Below are 17,370 nucleotides of genomic sequence, written 5' to 3'. Positions count from 1 at the left end.
CCAAATTGCCTTCATTGATTGCCAGGCGCCTCACAGCCTGAAGAACCATGGCACCATCAACACCGTTACCAGCATCACCAGCAGCGTGAACGGCACGCCGACCTTGACGAAGTCGGCGAAGCGGTATTGCCCAGGGCCGAGCACCAGCGTATTGACTGGCGAGGACACCGGCGTCATGAACGCGGCCGAGGCGGCCAGCGCCACGGTCATGGCGAACGGGTAGGGTGACATGCCCAGTTGCGCGGCGGTGCTGACGGCTACCGGGGCCATCAGTACCGCAGTGGCGGTGTTGGAGATGAACAGGCCAATCAGCGCAGTGACCGCAAACAGGCAGGCCAGGATGGCGCCAGGGCCGGCACCGCCGAGTAGGCTGACCAGCCCGCCCACGGCCAGGTCGATGCCGCCGGTGTTCTGCAGTGCCTGGGCAAAGGGCAGCATGCCGACAATCAGTACCAGGCTCTGCCAGTGGATGGCCCGGTAGGCGCTGTTCATGTCGATGCAGCGGCCTGCGCCCATCAGCAGGCAGCCGATCAGCGCGGCGAGGACGTTGGGTACCGCGCCGCTGACCATCAGGCCGACCATCACTGCCAGGCTCAGCAGCGCCTGCGGTGCGCGCCTGCGGGCGGGCGCGACCAGGTCGATTTCCGCAGGCAGGCTCAGGACCAGGAAGTCCTTGGGCCGGCTTTGCAGCTGGCGCACCGCCTTCCACGGGCCGACCACCAGCAGGGTGTCGCCCAGGCGCAGCTTTTCTTCCACCAGTTGCGCCTCGATCGCCGCCTGCTCGCGGCGCAGGCCGACTACGTTGAGGTCGAAGCGGGTGCGGAAGGCCAGCTCGAGAATGCTCTTGCCGATCAGTTGCGAGCCTGGCGGTAGCGAGACCTCGGCCATGCCCAGCTCCTGGGACTGGTCGATGAAGTAGGCGGCCTTGAAGCGCAATGGCTCCAGTTGCATGGCCTGGCACAGGCTGCGCAGGTCGTCCTGGCCGGCAAACAGGTCCAGCAGCAGCACGTCGCCCTGCTGCAGCACCGTGCCGGAGTCGGCGGCGATCACCCGCGTGGTGAACTTGTGCTGGCGCTCGATCCCGATCACGTTGGCGCCATGCCGGGTACGCAGTTCCAGCTCGCCCAGGGTATGGCCGATCAGTGGCGAGTGCGGGCGGATGCGCAGGCGCCGTTCACGGCCGCTGAGCTTGTAGTCCAGCACCAGGTCGAGCAAGGTGCGACGGCTTTCCACCCGGCCGTCCTTGCGCACCTCGCCATTCAGCCAGCGCCGGGTCAGCAGCATGTAGCCGATGCCCAGCACCAGCACCACCAGGCCGAACGGGGTGAAGCTGAAGAAGCTGAAGCCCGTTTCGCCATGGCGCACCAGCTCGCTGTGCACCACCACGTTGGGCGGCGTGGCCACCAGGCTGAGCATGCCGCTGATCAGGCCGGCGAAGGCCAGCGGCATCATCAGGCGGCTGGGCGAAAGCTGCAGGCGCGCGGCGATGCTCAGCACCACCGGAATGAAGATGGCCACCACGCCAGTGGAACTCATGACCGACCCCAGCCCCGCCACGGCCACCATCAGCAGCACCAGCAAACGGGCTTCGCTGTTGCCGGCCCGCTCGCTCATCCACTCGCCGATGCGGTAGGCAATACCGGTGCGCACCAGGCCTTCACCGATGACGAACAAGGCGGCGATCAGCACTACGTTGGGGTCACTGAAGCCGGCCAGGGCCTGCTCCACGGTAAGGATGCCCGACAGTGGCAGGGCGAGTATCACCAATAGCGCGACCACGTCCATGCGCGGGCGGTTGATGACGAACAGGACGATGACGATGGCCAGCAGGCCGAGGACCCAGAGCAGCTCTTGGTTCATGGGGAAAGGTGTTCCTTCACACGGGGGCACGTTAGACAGTAGCAGGCAGTGTGCCGGGTTGTGCTGAAGGGGGCATTGATGTACTGCAGGGTTGGCAAAACAGAAGGGGCCGCATTGCGGCCCCTTGGTCATCGTGATCAGTGGCGGTGACGGCGGTGGTGCCTGCCGCCATTGTCGCCCAGGTGGTTGCCGATGGCACCACCGGCCGCGCCGCCCAGGCCGGCACCCACGGTGGAGCCGGTCTTGCCGCCCACCGCGCCGCCCAGCAGCGAACCGCCAGCCGAGCCCAGGCCACCGCCGATGGCTGCTTCGGTACGGTTGCCTTTGCTTGCGCCTACCGCACTGCCGGCTGCGCCGCCGAGGCCGGCACCAATGGCCGCCCCGGTGCGGCCACCGATCTGTTGGCCGACAACGTTACCCAGGACACCACCCAGGCCACCGCCAATGGCGGCAGTACCGTCACCGGCGAAAGCGCCCTGGCACAGCAGCAGGCCAAGGGCAAGGGAAGGCAGAGTCAGACGCATGATACGAACCTCGAAGGAATCATCAGGTAAAGGTGCCGCGCAACGGGCGGCGGGTCAGGGGGAAAAGACGCTTCAGCGGTAGTAGCGGTCACCGCGGTAATCACGGTCGTCATCATCGTCGTCATGGCGATCATGCCGATGATGGTGACGGTGCTCATGGTCGCGGTCCCGCCAGCCATCGTCGTCGTCATGGTAGCGATGGCTATGGCAGCCTGCAGTAAGCAGGACAACGGCGATCAGCGAAAGGCTTGCAAGACGGGGCATCACGATATAGGTCCTTGATCCGCAACGGTTTGCGGCACACCCCCTGAGACTGGAAACGCTCCATTTGGTTTCGCTGGCAGGCAAAAATAATTGCCGTGCCAGCGATGAGCTGCCTGGCCTGATGCGGGTAGGTTCAGCGTGCTGGCTGGATCGCCAGCACGACACCGTTGGTGATCTGCACCAGCACATAGTGGTCGCCCATGCGTACCCAGTGGCTTTCCTTTTCCGGCGCCGGCAGGCCTTCGGCTTTCCAGCTCCTGAGCGCCTGGTCGTCGCGCTTGTACTGGTCAGGCGCCTTGTCGCCGACCTTGAGCTCGCGGTTGTGGGTTTCCGGGGCGGTGATGCTTTCTTCGCTGGACGGGGCGGCGGTAGCGGCCAGGGGCAGGCAAGGCAGGGCGGCAAGAAGCAGGTAGTGCAATTTCATGACGAGTCCTCGTAACGATAGGTCTTAGCTGCGACAGCGGTTTGCGCCTGGCAATTCACTCGCGATGCCTGCCAATGCTAGAGTCGCCTTCTTTTTTAACCCTGAGGAAGGAACATGCGTGCGATTCTGCCGATGGCCGCGGCGCTGATGCTGGTGGGTTGTGCTTCTGCAACCATGGAAACGGCCCGCGGCGGCAAGCCGACCGCGCAGCTCGACTCGCACAAGGCGCCGGAACTGGTGGCCCAGTGCATCCAGTTCAGCTGGCAGGAGGAGAAGGTGTTCGGCGACGACGCCAGCGGCTACCTGGAACCGCGCAAACAGGGCGGGTTCACGGTTTATACCCGTGAAGCCGAAGCGTTCGTGGATGTGTACCCGCAAGCGGGTGGGGCACGGGTGGATTTCTACGCGCAGAACAACGACGGCGTGGCCCTGCAGCGCCGCGCGGCGGCGGCGACCTGCCTGTAACGAGCCGATAGCAGACCGAAGGGATAGCGCCAGTCCCTGTGCGGGTTTATCCGTGCCCACAGGGACCGCGTCAGCTTTACAATTTTTCGCAAGGCAGTTGTGTCGCCGTGGGCCTGGTGGAGGCTAGCATGAGCCCACACCGCTCAAGGAAGACACCATGCACCCCTCACTGCTACTGAACCGCGCTAGCTGGGACGAACGCGCCCCGCTGCACGCCGCCTCGAAGGACTACGAGATCGAGCGGTTTGTCCGGCATTCTGGGCACTTGTCCGAAACCGTACGCTTTGATCTGCCACTGCTCGGCAACATCAAGGGGCTCAATACCGTCCACCTGCAGTGTCACATCGGCACCGACACCCTCTCGCTGGCGCGCCTCGGCGCCAAGGTCTGTGGCCTGGACTATTCCGCAGCATCGCTGGCCGAGGCGCGGGCTTTGGCCCAGCGCTGTGCTGCCTCGATTGCGTATGTCGAGGCCGACGTCTACAGCGCCGACGAGGTGTTGCCGGCCGGCACCTTCGATCTGGTCTACACCGGCATTGGTGCGCTCTGCTGGTTGCCGCGTATCGAGCCGTGGGCGCGTACAGTCTCAGCATTGTTGAAGCCAGGCGGGCGCCTGTTCCTGCGTGACGGCCACCCGATGCTGATGGCAGTCAATGAAGACCGTCAGGATTGCCTGCAGCTGGAATACCCCTACTTCGAGCAGGAAGCACCGACGGTATGGCATAGCGACCAGACCTACGTCGAGACCGAGCAACGCCTCACCCACTATGAAACCCACGAATGGAACCACGGCCTGGGCGAAGTCATCAGCGCTTTGCTGGGCCAGGGCTTGCAATTGACTGCCCTGGTCGAGCACCAGAGCATTCCGTGGGAGGCGTTGCCGGGGCAGATGGTCAAGGGTAACGATGGCGAGTGGCGCTTGCGTGACCAGCCTGCACGCCTGCCGCTGAGTTATACCCTGATGGCATGCAAAGCCTGATCAGGACAGATATCCCCCGTCGACATTGAGCGCCGTGCCGGTGGTGTAGCTGGAGGCATCGCTGGCCAGGTACAACACGGCACCGGCCATCTCTTCAGGGTCGGCCACGCGCTTGAGCGGGATCTGCTGCAACGCGGCGTTGCGGATGGCGTCGTTCTTCACCAGTGCCGAGGCGAACTTGGTGTCGGTAAGGCCCGGCAACAGGGCGTTGCAGCGGATGCCGAACGGCGCGCACTCCTTGGCGAAGACCTTGGTCATGTTGATGACCGCCGCCTTGGTCACCGAATAGATGCCCTGGAACAGGCCCGGCGAAACCCCGTTGATCGAGGCGACGTTGATGATGCTGCCGCCGCCCTGCTCGCGCATCAGCTTGCCGGCCTCCACCGACATGAAGAAGTAGCCACGGATGTTGACGTCCACGGTCTTCTGGAAGGCGCCCGGGTCGGTGTCCAGCACATTGCAGAACTGCGGGTTGGTCGCCGCATTGTTGACCAGGATATCCAGCCGGCCGAACTGTTCGCGGATGCCGGCGAACACCTGCTGGATCTGCTCCAGTTCGCCAATGTGGCACGCCACCGCCGTGGCCTTGCCCCCGGCGGCGATGATGGCGTCGGCGACCTGCTGGCAGCCGTCGAGCTTGCGGCTGGACACGATCACATGGGCGCCCTGCTGCGCCAGCAGGTGGGCAATCGCTTCGCCGATGCCACGGCTGGCGCCGGAAACGAAGGCGATCTTGCCATCGAGGTCGAACAGGTGGGTCTTGGACATGCTGTTTTCCTTGTTATCCGTCGTCGAGATCGGGCTCAGAGGCTGGACTTGGCAATGACCTGCTGGGTCATGTGCTCCAGCAGGCGGTTCATGTGGATGAACTGGGCGAAACGCTTGTCCTGGGTCTGGCCGTGGTAATAGCGGTAGTAGATCTGCTGGACGATGCCGGCCAGGCGGAACAGGCCATAGCAATAGTAGAAGTCGAAGTTGTCCAGGCGGATGCCGGCGCGCTCGGCGTAGTAGTCGACGAACTGGCGGCGGGTGAGCATGCCCGGCGCGTTGCTGGGCTGGCGGCGCATCAGTTGCACCGGCGCCGGGTCATCGGCCTCGATCCAGTAGGCCAGGCTGTTGCCCAGGTCCATCAGCGGGTCGCCGAGGGTGGCCATTTCCCAGTCCAGTACACCGATGATGCGCATGGGGTTGGCGGCATCGAGGATCACGTTGTCGAAACGGTAGTCGTTGTGGACGATGGCCGGGCGTGGGTGGTCGGCAGGCATCTTGTCGTGCAGCCAGGCGGTCACCTGTTCCCAGCGCGGGGCGTCCGGGGTCAGGGCCTTTTCATAGCGGCTGGTCCAGCCTTCTATCTGGCGCTGCACGTAGCCTTGTGGCTTGCCGAGGTCGGCAAGGCCGCAGGCGTTGTAGTCAACCTGGTGCAGCTCCACCAGGCGATCGATGAAGCTTTTGCACAGGGCCTCGGTGCGTGGAGCATCGAGGTCCAGTTCGGCCGGGATGTCTGAGCGCAGGATGATGCCGTTGACCCGCTCCATGACGTAGAACTCGCCGCCAATTAGGCTGGTGTCGGTGCAGTGCACGTAGGCCTTGGGGCAATACGGGAAGCCGCTGTTCAGCTGGTTTAGGATACGGAATTCGCGGCCCATGTCGTGGGCCGATTTGGCTTTCTGGCCGAACGGCGGGCGGCGCAGCACGAAGTCGCGGCCCGGGTAGCTGACCAGGTAGGTGAGGTTGGAGGCGCCGCCGGGGAACTGGGTGATGCGCGGCAGGCCGTCCAGGCCGGGAATATTGGCCTTGAGATAAGGGTCGATGACGGCCGCGTCGAGTTCTTCGCCGGGGCGTACCTGGGTGGACTGGTCGGTGAGCGTCATGCGTTTTCCTTATTCTCGATCGCAAGGACTATTGGCTAATCTAATGCGCTGGTGAGGTTGGAACAAGCGTGCCATATGCCAAATAGGTGCGGGTGTTGCTGCTTGATCAACTGCCTTGATGAACGCTGCACTGTTCGCCTGGCGCGTGGCCGCTCCTACAAAAAAGCCAGCGCAACCTGCCGAGGGCAAAAAAAAAACCGAAGCCATTCAGGCTTCGGTTTTCGATCAGGCGGTATCCCCAGCCCTCAGGACGGGAACAGCTCGCTGAGCTTCATCGACAGCATCATGTCGCCTTCAACGCGCAGCTTGCCGCTCATGAATGCCTGCATGCCGTCGGTTTCGCCGCTGACGATACCCTTCAGGGTTTCGCTGTCCATTACCAGCGTGCAGTTGGCATCCGGGTTTTCACCTTCCTGCAGGTCGCAGGTGCCATCCTTGACGATCAGCGCGTAGTGCTTGCCTTCGTCGGTGATGTTGAAGCCGAACACCAGGTCCAGGCCGGCGGCAGCGGATGGGTTGAACTTCTCTTGCATCTTTTTGACGGCATCAGCTACGGAGGTCATGGCGCATTCCTTATAGAGTGATTTACACGTCCCCGCAGGGACACAACAAGCCGGGCTCATCGATAGGTGACAAGCTCCGGCGCCTTCAACAGCTGCACATGGGCCTGGCTGTTGAAGGAAGCCAGTGCCACGTCGCGGCCGCGGAACTTCAGCTGGCTGAGCGACGTGTTGATGATCTGCCAGTTCAGCGCGAACGCCTGGCCGGGGGTAATACGGGTAACCAGGTGGAGCAGGGCGGCAATGGTGCCGCCCGAGGTGAAGATGGCGATATTGTCGCCGCCGCTGGCGGCATCGAGCACCCGCTGCAGGCCGCCTTGCACCCGGGCGGTGAAGGCCTGCCAGGTCTCCAGGCCATCGTCGGCATGCTCGCCCTCGTACCAGCGCTGTACCATCAGTGCGAACAGGCGCTGGAATTCGCTGCGATGCTGCTTGCCGTTACGCAGGATGTGTACAGCGTCGGGTTCGTCCGGCAGCAGCCCGGGCAACAGGGCGCGGATCACGCCGTCGGCGTCGAACTCATTGAACGCTGCATCGGTCTCAACAGCCGGCACCGTGTAACCGCTGGCATGCAAGGCTGCCAATGCCAGGCGCGCGGTATCCTGCTGGCGGCGCAGGTCGCCTGCCACGCAGCGGTCCAGGCGCACGCCGAGCTGGGCCAGGTGTTCGCCCAGGGCCTGGCTTTGCCGCACACCCACGGGGGAGAGGACGTCGTAGTCCTCGGCGCCGAAGGAGGCTTGGCCATGTCGGATCAGGTAGAGGTTGCCCACGGAAGGTTCCGGCCTGTTGAAGGTTGCTGCGAGGTTAGGATGCGGCACACGGGCTGTCAACGAAAAAACATACAAGCGTTTGAAAAGGTTGTTTGAAAGATGTTGCCAGCGTTTGCACCGGCTGGCAGCACCTCAGGCGCAACGGTATGCTTGCTACAGTTACGCGCCGTTGTGGCGCAGGCATTTAAGGAGTCAATGTGGAGTTTCTTGCCGAATACGCAAGCTTTCTCGCCAAAACCGCCACCCTGGTCATCGCCATCCTGGTGGTGCTGTCGGCCATTGCCGGGCTGCGTGGCAAAGGGCGGCGTAAACCGGGTGGGCAATTGCAGGTCACCCGCCTGAACGAATTCTACAAGGACCTGCGTGAGCGCCTGGAGTCCGGCCTGCTCGACAAGGCCGAGCTCAAGGCGTTGCGCAAGCAGCAGGCCAAGGCGGAAAAACAGCAGCAGAAGAAGAAAGGCAAGGCCGAGGAAAAGGGCCGGGTTTTCGTCCTCGACTTCGATGGCGACATCAAAGCCTCTGCCACCGAAAGCCTGCGCAACGAAATCACTGCGCTGCTGACCCTGGCCACCCCGCATGACGAAGTGGTACTGCGCCTGGAAAGCGGGGGCGGCCTGGTACACAGCTACGGCCTGGCTGCATCGCAACTGGCGCGCATTCGCCAGGCCGGCATCCCGCTGACCGTGTGTATCGACAAGGTGGCCGCCAGCGGCGGCTACATGATGGCCTGCATCGGCGAGAAGATTGTCAGCGCACCGTTCGCCGTGCTGGGCTCCATCGGCGTGGTGGCGCAATTGCCCAACGTCAACCGCCTGCTGAAAAAGCACGACATCGATTTTGAAGTGCTCACTGCCGGTGAGTACAAGCGCACCCTGACCGTGTTCGGCGAGAACACCGAGAAGGGGCGGGAGAAGTTCCAGGAAGACCTGGACATCACCCATCAGCTGTTCAAGGATTTCGTCGCCCGTTATCGCCCGCAGTTGCATATCGACGAAGTGGCCACCGGCGAAGTCTGGCTGGGCGTCGCGGCACTCAACCGCAAGCTGGTGGACGAGTTGCAGACCAGTGACGAGTACCTCAGCGAGCGCGCCCGCACGGCCAACCTGTTCCACTTGCACTATGCCGAACGCAAGAGCCTGCAGGAGCGCATCGGCATGGCTGCCAGCGGCACGGTGGAGAACACCGTGGTGGGGTTGTGGAGTAAACTCGGCCGCCTGCGCTAAGACCTTGAACCCGTTGAAATTTTTTTTCGTTCAGGGGGTTGCAAGGTGAAACGAATGCAGACATAATGGCGCCCATCGAAACGCAGCAAACCTTGAAAAAGGTTCAGTGTTTCAAGGAGATAGCGAAGCGCAAGCCGCTAGATCCGAACTTTGAGGCCGAGTAGCAAAGTGGTTATGCTCCGGATTGCAAATCCGTCTACGCCGGTTCGATTCCGACCTCGGCCTCCACCATTCGAAAGCCCCGCAGATTAACGTCTGCGGGGTTTTTCTTTGAGCGCTGAAAAATACCGAAGTCCCAAAACTATTGATTGCCCGTCCCAAAACTTCCTCATTTTGAAGGCTTGGCAATGGCCTCGACGCGTCGGTAAACGCGTTCGGTGGTTCCCTCTCTTGAGTGCCACCAGGTAGATCCCCTCCATATCGTCCTTCCGCATGGACAGCAGGCGTATGGACCTTGGTGTTAGGTGCTGGGATCTACTGGTTCTTCGCAGCCTTGCCACCCATCCCCGGCAGTAAGTGTTAAGGCGCTGACGGGCAGCGCGTGATGTCAGTTTTTGCGGAAGGATTCGATCTTTGGTATAACGCCCGACCATTTCACAGGAAGGATCCTTATGAAACGCACTATCATCGGCGCCATACTCGTTGCCGTTACTGCGCTATCGCTGAGCGGCTGCTTCGAATCTGAGGTCGAAAAGAAGGCGAAGGAGCAGCAAGAGGCCAGCGAAAAACTCTGGGAAATCACGCCGCCAGACCGTAGCAAGGACCAAGGGTTCAAGCCATGATCCGCGCCTTCGCACTAGCTATCATTGCTTTAGTCAGCGCTGGACTACTCAGTGGGTGTCTGGAGTCAGAGGCAGAGAAGCAGGCCAAAATCGACGAGCAGAAGTCGAAGGACTTTTGGGACATGGGCGGTCCTACTGATCGCAGCAAGAGCAAGGGTTACACGCCCTGATGCACCGCTACCCTTAACGCCGCCGACATAGGCGGCGTTTTCATATGCGCGGTTGCGTTGGCGTAGCGGAGGCTCGCCTTCAAAGCGTGCGAGCACTGAACCTTTGTAAACCACCCAAAATTAGCTATAACGGCCGGCCATTTCAAGGAATGAAATCATGAAGCTATCAGCGTTTCTGCTTATCTCTACTGCGATGTTGTCGACTCCCATCATGGCTGCCGAAGATCTGGACTATTCCGTATCGGAAGAACATTGCACGCCTGAGTATTGGGAGAAGCTCCCGGATAACGATAAGACCGATGACTTAATCGATAGGTGTGAAGATCTGAAGCCATCCGAGTAGGACTCGCCTGTGAGTTGCGCTAGCTAATAGCCGATGCTAGAAATGGAGCCATCAGGCTCCATTTCGAATGTGGTGCGGCTCGATATTATAAAAATTTAGTATTTGTCTTCGGGGCTTTTTTCAAACTTCCATGTAGTCATTTTTTTCGCGGCGAGAAAACTTTTGCAGTTCGCAACGAACGCGTTCCGGTTCGATTCTTTTGACAGGCTGGCGAGGTTTTTCTCGTACATTTCCGGGCCGCAGTTGTCTGCCGTTGGCTCTGGCACTTTTTCTTCCATGCAACCTGCCAAGATCGCAGCCAGTCCTAAAACTGCAATTGGCTTAGCCAATCTGATGTCCATTATTCGATCCTTGTAAATTATATTCGGCGTAAGAATGGGTCCTTTCAGCCGGGTGAAATCATACTGATGGACACCTCCAAAGGCCACTCTGGATGTAATCTTTTCAACCGCCTACGCCTGGCCGATGCACACGGGGCCGTTGGATCAACAATTGAATCAAGGTGATCAAGCGGACGGCTTACGGCTACCGGGACAGCCGCGATTTGCCAGGCATACGATGAAGCGACCGAGCAGCGCGACCAGCGTCTGGATGAACTGACCCGGAGGGCAGAGAGCGCCGCAAATAAAGCGTCCAATGCTGCTACTACTGCCACCCAAGCTGCCGACAAGGCTGATGGGGCCCTGAATCGGGTCGTCCCTTAAATGCGTCCGAATGCTGCGGCTACCTGATGAGTCCCTTCGTTGCGGTGCTGGGCACGAAGCCCCCGGTGCCTTGGTTCGGGCACTTCTCTCGCAACTGACGCATCAACTCTGGATACTTAGCCTCTTGCTTTGTAAGCGTTTCGACATCGTTGCGCTTCAGATCTGAGCAGTTAGGCTCTTTCACCTCGTCAGCGCACACCGACAGAAAGCTTGTCGCTGCAATCATTGCAGTAACGTAAATAATCTTTTTGAGCATGGAATCCATCCTTGTCGATTCGAACTTGCGCCTGTTCATGTAGGCGCCCCTAGCGTGCCAAGGCGCGCAGCGGGCCGGCATGATAGCGCAACCACCAGAGCGCTGGGGACTGACGTCAGTGAACTGTTTAAACCGCAGGGGGAGCCTTCATGAGCAACGTGACACGCTTGCGCCAGTCTTGCTGCTACCAGTGCACTCGACTCGGCTGGCCAAGGTGATTGTTGCCGCCAAGGAAGCCGGGCTGCCGCAGGGGCTGTTGGTTGGCCTGCTGCACGGCCACTGGCCTGTCCAAGACCGACAGACTGGAGGTAAAGATACGGGCGCTTTTGGCCGCACTCCGGCAGCGGGCAGGTTACGAAAAGCAGCTGCAAGCGACGGCATCAGCACTTTTGCCAAAAAGCTAAGCAATCGCCTGTGGGAAACCACTGGCTGGTAGTGGAGGCACTGGGAGGCGTTTACTCAAATACTGTATCGATATGGCCATACACTGCGCCGCATTGCCAAGAGCGAAACCTGCTTCTACGTTAAGGATAGATGGATTACCCCAACTCCCTGATCGCCTGGTCGGTTCTGAGCGTCGTTCGGCCGCGGTAAAAGACTAAAATACGAGGAAGCTACCGTGAATGCGCGTTACCGGGTCGTCAACGCCGTCCCATGGGAAGGGTATCGTGTCGATAGTCGGCGTCCAATCGCTAGAACGCGGGGCTTTCAGGTATTGGACATCTTGCTGGACAAGCTCGCGCTGAGATTTATCGCAATCGGCTCGATGCCCAAGTGGCTTGCGAGGAACTGAATCGTCAGGACACGGAATGCCAAGCGTTGTGATGATATTGAAGAGGCTGCAACACAGGATGGAAATCCTTGGCTAGCACCTGTTCAGTAGGCGTGCCATAAAGGTTTCACTGACAGAAGGCGACGGTGTGTCAACTGTTGCTGTTCGCAGCTGCGAAGCGCTCTTGCTGACGCTTCGATCCCAACTTCCGTATCGGTTAATCCTCGGGGTATGCGAATGGAATCGAATCCAGGTGACCGTGCCTATCTTCCTCTTGCCCAGTCGCAAGGAGCAAGCGTCGACAATAGCTGCTGCGGTAATAGCGTCAACAAATCGAAGCCGAGCTGGGGTGGATGGCGTGCGCTGGTGCTGGTGCTCTTGATGGCATTGTGCATTGCGCCTGTAGAGGCTCGCACGCTGGCGCAAATACGCGAAAGCGGGGTCCTGCGCATATGCGTGGCGGGTTCAAGCGCCCCCTTCTATAGCACCAATGCCGAAGCTTTTGCGCGCTACCTCGGCGTGCGCGCAAAGATGATCGAGCTTGCAAGTTTCGATGCGCAGTTCCACAACGATCACGGAGAGACCGTTCGCGAGGCAAGTTATGTGCCGAAGCTACTCGCTGACGGCAGTTGTGATCTATATCCAAATGACCTGCAGATCGTACCTTGGCGCGCAACCAAGATGCTGCTGGTGCCGTACTACAAAGTTCGCAATCTGGTCATCGTCCATCGCTCCAACCAGTCGCCGGGCAACGAGGTGGCTGATTTGCGCGGGATGACGGCGGCAGTGCAGAAGGGCACGGGCTACGAGCAATGGATCGACGAGGCCAACCGCGGCCCTCTCTCCGATCAGCCGGTCAGGCTGGTTTACGCGACCACCGAGCAGGCGGTGAAACTGGTCGCCGACGCGAAGGTCGATTTCACGGTGCTGGGTAGCGAAAGCGCGCTGCGTTGGGCCCGTGAAGACCCGGAGCGTCTCTCCATCGCGTTTCCGGTCAGCGAACCGACCAGCGTTGGCTGGGGGGTCGCACACAACGCCTCGGACCTCGCGCGGGCGTTGGCGCAGTTTTTCCAGTCCAGCAATCGCATCGATTCGCCGCTCGATGCCAGCTGGCGACGCTACTATCACGTATCGCTGATGGAATACCGGCTTTTCGAGGAGTCCTTCAATGAAGACAGCCTCGATATCAAAGCCGTGATGAGCTGGGCGATTCCAAGCGTGGTCGCGGTGCTGCTGCTGCTCAGTGCCATGTTGGTCTGGAACCGACGCCTCAACAGGGAAGTGGACGAGCGCAAGCGCGTTGCCGCGGAGCTGGCCGAGCGTGATGCATTCACCCGCGCCCTCATGGATACCAGCCCCGCCAGTTTGGTACTGGCAGACCGGAACGGGGCTGTCAGGGAGGTAAGCCAAAGCTTTTCACAGGCGACCGGCTATGTGACCGAGGACCTGTTCGGGAGCAACGCCACCCAACTGTATGTCGACCCTGACGAACGCGAACGCTTCCTTGAGCAGCTGGCACTCAACGGCAAGGTCGAACACTTCGAAACCCGTCTGTTGCACAAGGATGGTTCGATTCTCTGGGTCCTGGTAGGGGCATCGTTCGTGACCATCCACGGCGAGACCCTGATCGCCAGCTGGGTGCGCGATGTCACGGAACAGCATGCGGCAGCAGTGGCGCTCAGTGAAGAACGCGCGCGGCTGCAGGCGATACTTGATACGAGCCCGATCAACATTGCCTTTTCAACCCAGGGCGTGATCCGCTTCGCCAACCCCCGCTTCCGCGAAACGTTCGGCTTGGGTGTCGGTGATGCTGCGCTGAAAATCTACGCGAACGGGCACGATCGCCAAGCCATCGTCGAGCGCCTGACCCACGAAGGTATCGCGAAGGGCCAGGAAATGCTGATGCTCGACCGGCACGGGCACGAACGCACCATGCTTGTTACGTACTTGCCAATCCAGATCCAGGGGGAGCAAGGACTGCTCGCCTGGCTGCACGACATCACCGAGCGCAAGGCAGCAGAACAGGCCCTGCAACGGGCGAAGGAAATTGCCGAAGAGGCGACGCGGGCAAAAAGCGATTTCCTGGCCAACATGAGTCACGAAATCCGCACGCCCATGAACGCGATCATCGGTATGTCCTACCTTGCGCTGAAGACCTCGCTGGACCACCGGCAACGCGATTATGTGTCGAAGATTCACAACGCAGGCACTTCGCTGCTCGGCATCATCAACGACATACTCGACTTTTCCAAGATCGAGGCAGGCAAGCTCAGTGTCGAGACCGTTCCCTTTCAATTCGATGCGGTGCTCGACAACGTCTCCTCGCTGGTCGCGCAGAAGGCTTACGACAAGGGCCTCGAGCTGTTGTTCGACATGGCAGCGGACGTCCCCAACGTGCTGCTGGGCGATCCGCTGCGCATGGGGCAGATCGTCCTCAATCTGGTGAACAATGCGGTGAAGTTCACCGAGCACGGCCAAGTGACCGTGGTGGTCCGCAACCTGGGCCGCACCGGGGACAAGGTGCAACTCCAGGTCCGCGTGCAAGACACTGGCATTGGCATGACAACTGAACAGGCAGGGCGGTTGTTCCAGGCCTTTGCCCAGGCGGATAGCTCAACCACCCGCCAGTACGGCGGCACCGGTCTTGGCCTTGCCATCTCAAAACGTCTCGTCGAGCTGATGGGCGGTACCATTTCGGTAGATTCCGAACCGGGCCAAGGGAGCGTGTTTTCCTTCAGTGCCTGGCTTGGTCTTGGCGAGAATGCGCAGCAGCAACGCAGGGTCATCCCCCCGGACCTTGACGGTGCGCGCGTTCTGGTTGTGGATGATAACGCGGCGGCTCGTCAGATCCTGTCCGACATGCTGAGCGTGGCGGGGCTCTCGCCCGTTGCAGTGGCTTCCGGCCAGGCCGCGCTCGAGGCCCTTCGCGAGGCTGCGGCCGACCGCCCGTTCAAAGTCATGTTCGTTGATTGGCAGATGCCAGAGCTGGATGGCATCGAGACAACGCGGCGCGCGCTCGGCCAGCAGCCTGCGCTGCAGGTTGTCATGGTCAGTGCGTTTGGGCACGACGAAATGCGCAGCGTCGCAGAGGTAGCAGGTATTCACGCGTTTTTGGTGAAACCGGTCAATCAATCGTCGCTGGTAGAGGTGCTGGTCAACCTTTTTGCACCGGAAACAGGTGTGGTGGCGGCAAGCATACCCGCCGCGCAGGCGCAGTTGCTTGCCGGGGTGCGGTTGCTGGTCGCAGAGGACAATGAAATCAATCAGCAGATCGCCAAGGAGCTTCTCGAGGCAGCAGGCGCCCGCGTCGAAGTTGTCGGGAACGGCTGCGAGGCATTGGAAATCCTCGCTATCCAGCAGTTCGACGCTGTACTGATGGATGTGCAGATGCCTCGGATGGATGGTGTCGAGACAACACGGCGTATTCGCGCTGAACCTGGCTACGCGCACATCCCGGTGATTGCGATGACAGCGCATGCCATGGTCGAGGATCGTGAGCGCTGTACCTTGGCGGGCATGGTTGATCATGTGACAAAGCCCGTGGACCCACAGGCCCTCATCGATACAGTGCAGCGTTGGGTCGTGCCTCGTTCGCCCAACCCAGTGCGAGACATCGCCGCACTGCCTGAAGCGCCATTACCGGTGATTACAGGGCTGGATATAGCTGATGGCTTGAGACGGGTAGCGGGCAACAGCCAGCTCTACATCAAACTGCTGTCCCAGTTTGCCGATCGCAAGGCTGTCGCAGGACAAACACTCTCGGCCGCGCTTTGCGCCGGTGACCGCGCTACAGCCGAACGCATAGCCCATACCGTGAAAAGCGTTGCAGGCAATCTTGGTTTCAGCGCTTTGCAGTCGACAGCCAGTGCACTGGAGACAGCGATCAGGACGCAATCCGAGTCGAGTGCCCAGGTAGGCAGATTGATCGAAGAACTTTCGCAGGCAGTGAGTGCTGTTCGCCAGGCTTTGCACGGCAGCCAGGTCGCGGCGCCGACGGTTTTCACCAGTGACTCGGCTGAGCGTGGCAGGGAACTGATGCGCCTGCTCGAGGCGAACGATGGCGCCGCGCCGGACTACTTGCAACAGTATTCGGCTTCGTTACGCGGTGCACTCGGCGGGGACGGTTTCGCGCAGTTGGAAGGTGAAGTGAACAACTTTGACTTTGAGGCCGCACGGCAAACGCTCGAGCGTGCCTTGGTAGTCCAGGACACCCTATCTCGGAAGGGAACACCATGACTGAATCGTTGAGCTACCCCAGCAGACCACTCATCCTCATAGTCGACGATACGCCGGAGAACATCACGCTGATCAATTCCTTGTTGAAAGATGCCTACCGCACGCGTGTGGCGACCAATGGTGAACGCGCGTTGAAGGCTGCACTGCAGGCGCCTCGGCCGGACCTGATCCTGCTCGATATCATGATGCCCGACCTTTCCGGTTATCAGGTGGCGGAACAGCTCAAACTTGAACGATGCACGGCTGACATACCGATTATCTTTCTTACAGCCATGACGGCCATGGAAGATGAAATACGAGGTTTGCAGATGGGCGCTGTGGACTACATAACCAAGCCGATCAGTCCGCCTGTCATGCTGGCACGGGTTGAGACACAGTTGAAGATAAAGGCCGCTGCCGATTTCTTGCGTGATCAGAACGAGTACCTGGAGCGGGAGGTCCAGCGACGCACTGCCGAGGTAGTGGCCATCCAGGATGTGACCATTCAAGCCATGACCTCGTTGGCTGAAACCCGTGACAATGAGACGGGCAACCATATCCGACGAACCCAACACTACGTCAGGTTGCTGGCTGAACTGCTGCGTGAGCATCCAAGGTTCCGCCATTTCCTCAATGACGAGAGCATCCGCCTACTGTTCAAGTCGGCCCCGCTGCACGACATCGGCAAGATCGGGATTCCCGATGACATACTGCTCAAGCCCGGCCGCCTCACGCCGGAAGAGTTCGAGATCATGAAGACCCATACGGTGCTGGGACGCGATGCCATCCGCCATGCCGAAGAACAGTTGGGCACCTCGGTAGGATTTCTGCGCTTAGCCAAGGAAATCGCGTATAGCCACCACGAGAAGTGGGATGGTACCGGTTATCCCGACGGGCTGGGTGCCGATGAGATCCCCATCAGCGCCAGGCTCATGGCGGTTGCGGATGTCTATGACGCACTGATCAGCCGACGCGTCTACAAGAAGGGCATGTCGCACGATCAGGCGCTGGACATCATCCGCCAGGGCCGCGCCCAGCATTTTGATCCAGATGTCTGCGACGCTTTCCTGGCCAGTCATGAGCAATTTCAGGCCATCGCGGAGCGTTTTGCAGATAGCGATCAGGACGGCTGATCCGCGTGTCGTTTTGAAATCAATCCCTGGGCCTCAAGCCATCATCGGCATCAGG

16 protein-coding genes and 1 tRNA gene are annotated in these 17,370 nt (G+C 60.4%); 7 read left to right on the top strand and 10 right to left on the bottom strand.

All coding sequences use genetic code 11. The features are described from left to right. Positions 1 to 30: 30 nt before the first annotated feature. The 4 genes from ACLEJP_RS10485 to ACLEJP_RS10470 all read right to left on the bottom strand — a co-directional run bounded on the left by ACLEJP_RS10485 (position 31) and on the right by ACLEJP_RS10470 (position 3,072). A complete protein-coding gene (locus tag ACLEJP_RS10485) occupies positions 31 to 1,860 on the bottom strand; it encodes an SLC13 family permease (RefSeq protein ID WP_440806195.1) in 1,830 nt (609 codons plus the stop codon). Between the two features lie 137 nt (positions 1,861 to 1,997). Then, positions 1,998 to 2,384, bottom strand: a complete 387-nt coding sequence (locus ACLEJP_RS10480; protein WP_440806194.1) for a glycine zipper domain-containing protein — start codon at positions 2,382 to 2,384, stop codon at positions 1,998 to 2,000. Positions 2,385 to 2,456: 72 nt separating this feature from the next. After that, a complete protein-coding gene (locus ACLEJP_RS10475; RefSeq protein ID WP_186687162.1) occupies positions 2,457 to 2,648 on the bottom strand; it encodes a hypothetical protein in 192 nt (63 codons plus the stop codon). A gap of 133 nt (positions 2,649 to 2,781) precedes the next feature. Then, positions 2,782 to 3,072, bottom strand: a complete 291-nt coding sequence (locus ACLEJP_RS10470; protein WP_440806191.1) for an RcnB family protein — start codon at positions 3,070 to 3,072, stop codon at positions 2,782 to 2,784. Positions 3,073 to 3,186: 114 nt separating this feature from the next. Here ACLEJP_RS10470 and ACLEJP_RS10465 point away from each other — a divergent pair, with 114 nt between their 5' ends. Both ACLEJP_RS10465 and ACLEJP_RS10460 read left to right on the top strand, forming a co-directional pair. Beyond that, complete coding sequence (locus tag ACLEJP_RS10465) at positions 3,187 to 3,537, top strand: hypothetical protein (protein ID WP_225778372.1); 351 nt, start codon at positions 3,187 to 3,189, stop codon at positions 3,535 to 3,537. Positions 3,538 to 3,694: 157 nt separating this feature from the next. Then, positions 3,695 to 4,516: a class I SAM-dependent methyltransferase gene (locus ACLEJP_RS10460; RefSeq protein ID WP_440806188.1), complete on the top strand. Its 822-nt coding sequence runs from the start codon at positions 3,695 to 3,697 to the stop codon at positions 4,514 to 4,516. On the opposite strand, the gene ACLEJP_RS10455 is transcribed toward ACLEJP_RS10460, so the two are convergent. The 4 genes from ACLEJP_RS10455 to ACLEJP_RS10440 form a co-directional block, all read right to left on the bottom strand. Next, positions 4,517 to 5,284, bottom strand: a complete 768-nt coding sequence (locus ACLEJP_RS10455; RefSeq protein ID WP_440806187.1) for an SDR family oxidoreductase — start codon at positions 5,282 to 5,284, stop codon at positions 4,517 to 4,519. Between the two features lie 35 nt (positions 5,285 to 5,319). Beyond that, positions 5,320 to 6,387 (bottom strand): phosphotransferase family protein, encoded by a 1,068-nt coding sequence (locus ACLEJP_RS10450; protein ID WP_440806185.1) that lies wholly within the window; start codon positions 6,385 to 6,387, stop codon positions 5,320 to 5,322. Between the two features lie 245 nt (positions 6,388 to 6,632). Continuing rightward, positions 6,633 to 6,950: an SCP2 sterol-binding domain-containing protein gene (locus ACLEJP_RS10445; RefSeq protein WP_225778368.1), complete on the bottom strand. Its 318-nt coding sequence runs from the start codon at positions 6,948 to 6,950 to the stop codon at positions 6,633 to 6,635. A gap of 56 nt (positions 6,951 to 7,006) precedes the next feature. Beyond that, positions 7,007 to 7,717: a histidine phosphatase family protein gene (locus ACLEJP_RS10440; RefSeq protein ID WP_440806182.1), complete on the bottom strand. Its 711-nt coding sequence runs from the start codon at positions 7,715 to 7,717 to the stop codon at positions 7,007 to 7,009. A gap of 197 nt (positions 7,718 to 7,914) precedes the next feature. Here ACLEJP_RS10440 and sohB point away from each other — a divergent pair, with 197 nt between their 5' ends. The 3 genes from sohB to ACLEJP_RS10425 all read left to right on the top strand — a co-directional run bounded on the left by sohB (position 7,915) and on the right by ACLEJP_RS10425 (position 9,722). Then, positions 7,915 to 8,940 carry a protease SohB gene (gene sohB, locus ACLEJP_RS10435; RefSeq protein WP_170030454.1) on the top strand — a complete coding sequence of 342 codons (1,026 nt, stop codon included), beginning with the start codon at positions 7,915 to 7,917 and terminating at the stop codon, positions 8,938 to 8,940. 154 nt (positions 8,941 to 9,094) lie between these two features. Then, a tRNA-Cys gene (locus ACLEJP_RS10430) sits at positions 9,095 to 9,168 on the top strand. Between the two features lie 383 nt (positions 9,169 to 9,551). Continuing rightward, positions 9,552 to 9,722 (top strand): hypothetical protein, encoded by a 171-nt coding sequence (locus tag ACLEJP_RS10425; protein WP_440806179.1) that lies wholly within the window; start codon positions 9,552 to 9,554, stop codon positions 9,720 to 9,722. Positions 9,723 to 10,330: 608 nt separating this feature from the next. Here the strand turns inward: ACLEJP_RS10425 and trbK are convergent. Both trbK and ACLEJP_RS10415 read right to left on the bottom strand, forming a co-directional pair. Beyond that, entirely contained in the window at positions 10,331 to 10,576 is a 246-nt protein-coding gene (gene trbK, locus ACLEJP_RS10420) for an entry exclusion lipoprotein TrbK (protein WP_440806177.1), read from the bottom strand. A gap of 382 nt (positions 10,577 to 10,958) precedes the next feature. Continuing rightward, positions 10,959 to 11,195, bottom strand: coding sequence for a hypothetical protein (locus ACLEJP_RS10415; RefSeq protein ID WP_440806175.1), 237 nt, complete (start codon positions 11,193 to 11,195; stop codon positions 10,959 to 10,961). 1,009 nt (positions 11,196 to 12,204) lie between these two features. Between ACLEJP_RS10415 and ACLEJP_RS10410 the strand changes: the two genes are divergently transcribed. Further along, positions 12,205 to 16,203: a response regulator gene (locus ACLEJP_RS10410; RefSeq protein WP_440806173.1), complete on the top strand. Its 3,999-nt coding sequence runs from the start codon at positions 12,205 to 12,207 to the stop codon at positions 16,201 to 16,203. Continuing rightward, entirely contained in the window at positions 16,200 to 17,315 is a 1,116-nt protein-coding gene (locus tag ACLEJP_RS10405; protein ID WP_440806171.1) for an HD-GYP domain-containing protein, read from the top strand. The genes ACLEJP_RS10410 and ACLEJP_RS10405 overlap by 4 nt, the downstream gene beginning before the upstream one ends. Positions 17,316 to 17,370: the final 55 nt, after the last annotated feature.

The organism is Pseudomonas sp. SMV7 (assembly GCF_052041995.1).
Taxonomy (GTDB): Bacteria; Pseudomonadota; Gammaproteobacteria; order Pseudomonadales; family Pseudomonadaceae; genus Aquipseudomonas.
This window is presented reverse-complemented; position numbering and strand designations above follow the sequence as displayed.

Coding starts and splice junctions, on each gene's coding strand:
- ACLEJP_RS10450 (WP_440806185.1), bottom strand. CDS start 6,387: ATGACGCTCACCGACCAGTCCACCCAGGTACGCCCCGGCGAAGAACTC.
- ACLEJP_RS10465 (WP_225778372.1), top strand. CDS start 3,187: ATGCGTGCGATTCTGCCGATGGCCGCGGCGCTGATGCTGGTGGGTTGT.
- ACLEJP_RS10485 (WP_440806195.1), bottom strand. CDS start 1,860: ATGAACCAAGAGCTGCTCTGGGTCCTCGGCCTGCTGGCCATCGTCATC.
- ACLEJP_RS10470 (WP_440806191.1), bottom strand. CDS start 3,072: ATGAAATTGCACTACCTGCTTCTTGCCGCCCTGCCTTGCCTGCCCCTG.
- ACLEJP_RS10405 (WP_440806171.1), top strand. CDS start 16,200: ATGACTGAATCGTTGAGCTACCCCAGCAGACCACTCATCCTCATAGTC.
- ACLEJP_RS10445 (WP_225778368.1), bottom strand. CDS start 6,950: ATGACCTCCGTAGCTGATGCCGTCAAAAAGATGCAAGAGAAGTTCAAC.
- ACLEJP_RS10415 (WP_440806175.1), bottom strand. CDS start 11,195: ATGCTCAAAAAGATTATTTACGTTACTGCAATGATTGCAGCGACAAGC.
- ACLEJP_RS10480 (WP_440806194.1), bottom strand. CDS start 2,384: ATGCGTCTGACTCTGCCTTCCCTTGCCCTTGGCCTGCTGCTGTGCCAG.
- ACLEJP_RS10410 (WP_440806173.1), top strand. CDS start 12,205: ATGGAATCGAATCCAGGTGACCGTGCCTATCTTCCTCTTGCCCAGTCG.
- ACLEJP_RS10455 (WP_440806187.1), bottom strand. CDS start 5,284: ATGTCCAAGACCCACCTGTTCGACCTCGATGGCAAGATCGCCTTCGTT.
- trbK (WP_440806177.1), bottom strand. CDS start 10,576: ATGGACATCAGATTGGCTAAGCCAATTGCAGTTTTAGGACTGGCTGCG.
- ACLEJP_RS10475 (WP_186687162.1), bottom strand. CDS start 2,648: ATGCCCCGTCTTGCAAGCCTTTCGCTGATCGCCGTTGTCCTGCTTACT.
- ACLEJP_RS10460 (WP_440806188.1), top strand. CDS start 3,695: ATGCACCCCTCACTGCTACTGAACCGCGCTAGCTGGGACGAACGCGCC.
- ACLEJP_RS10425 (WP_440806179.1), top strand. CDS start 9,552: ATGAAACGCACTATCATCGGCGCCATACTCGTTGCCGTTACTGCGCTA.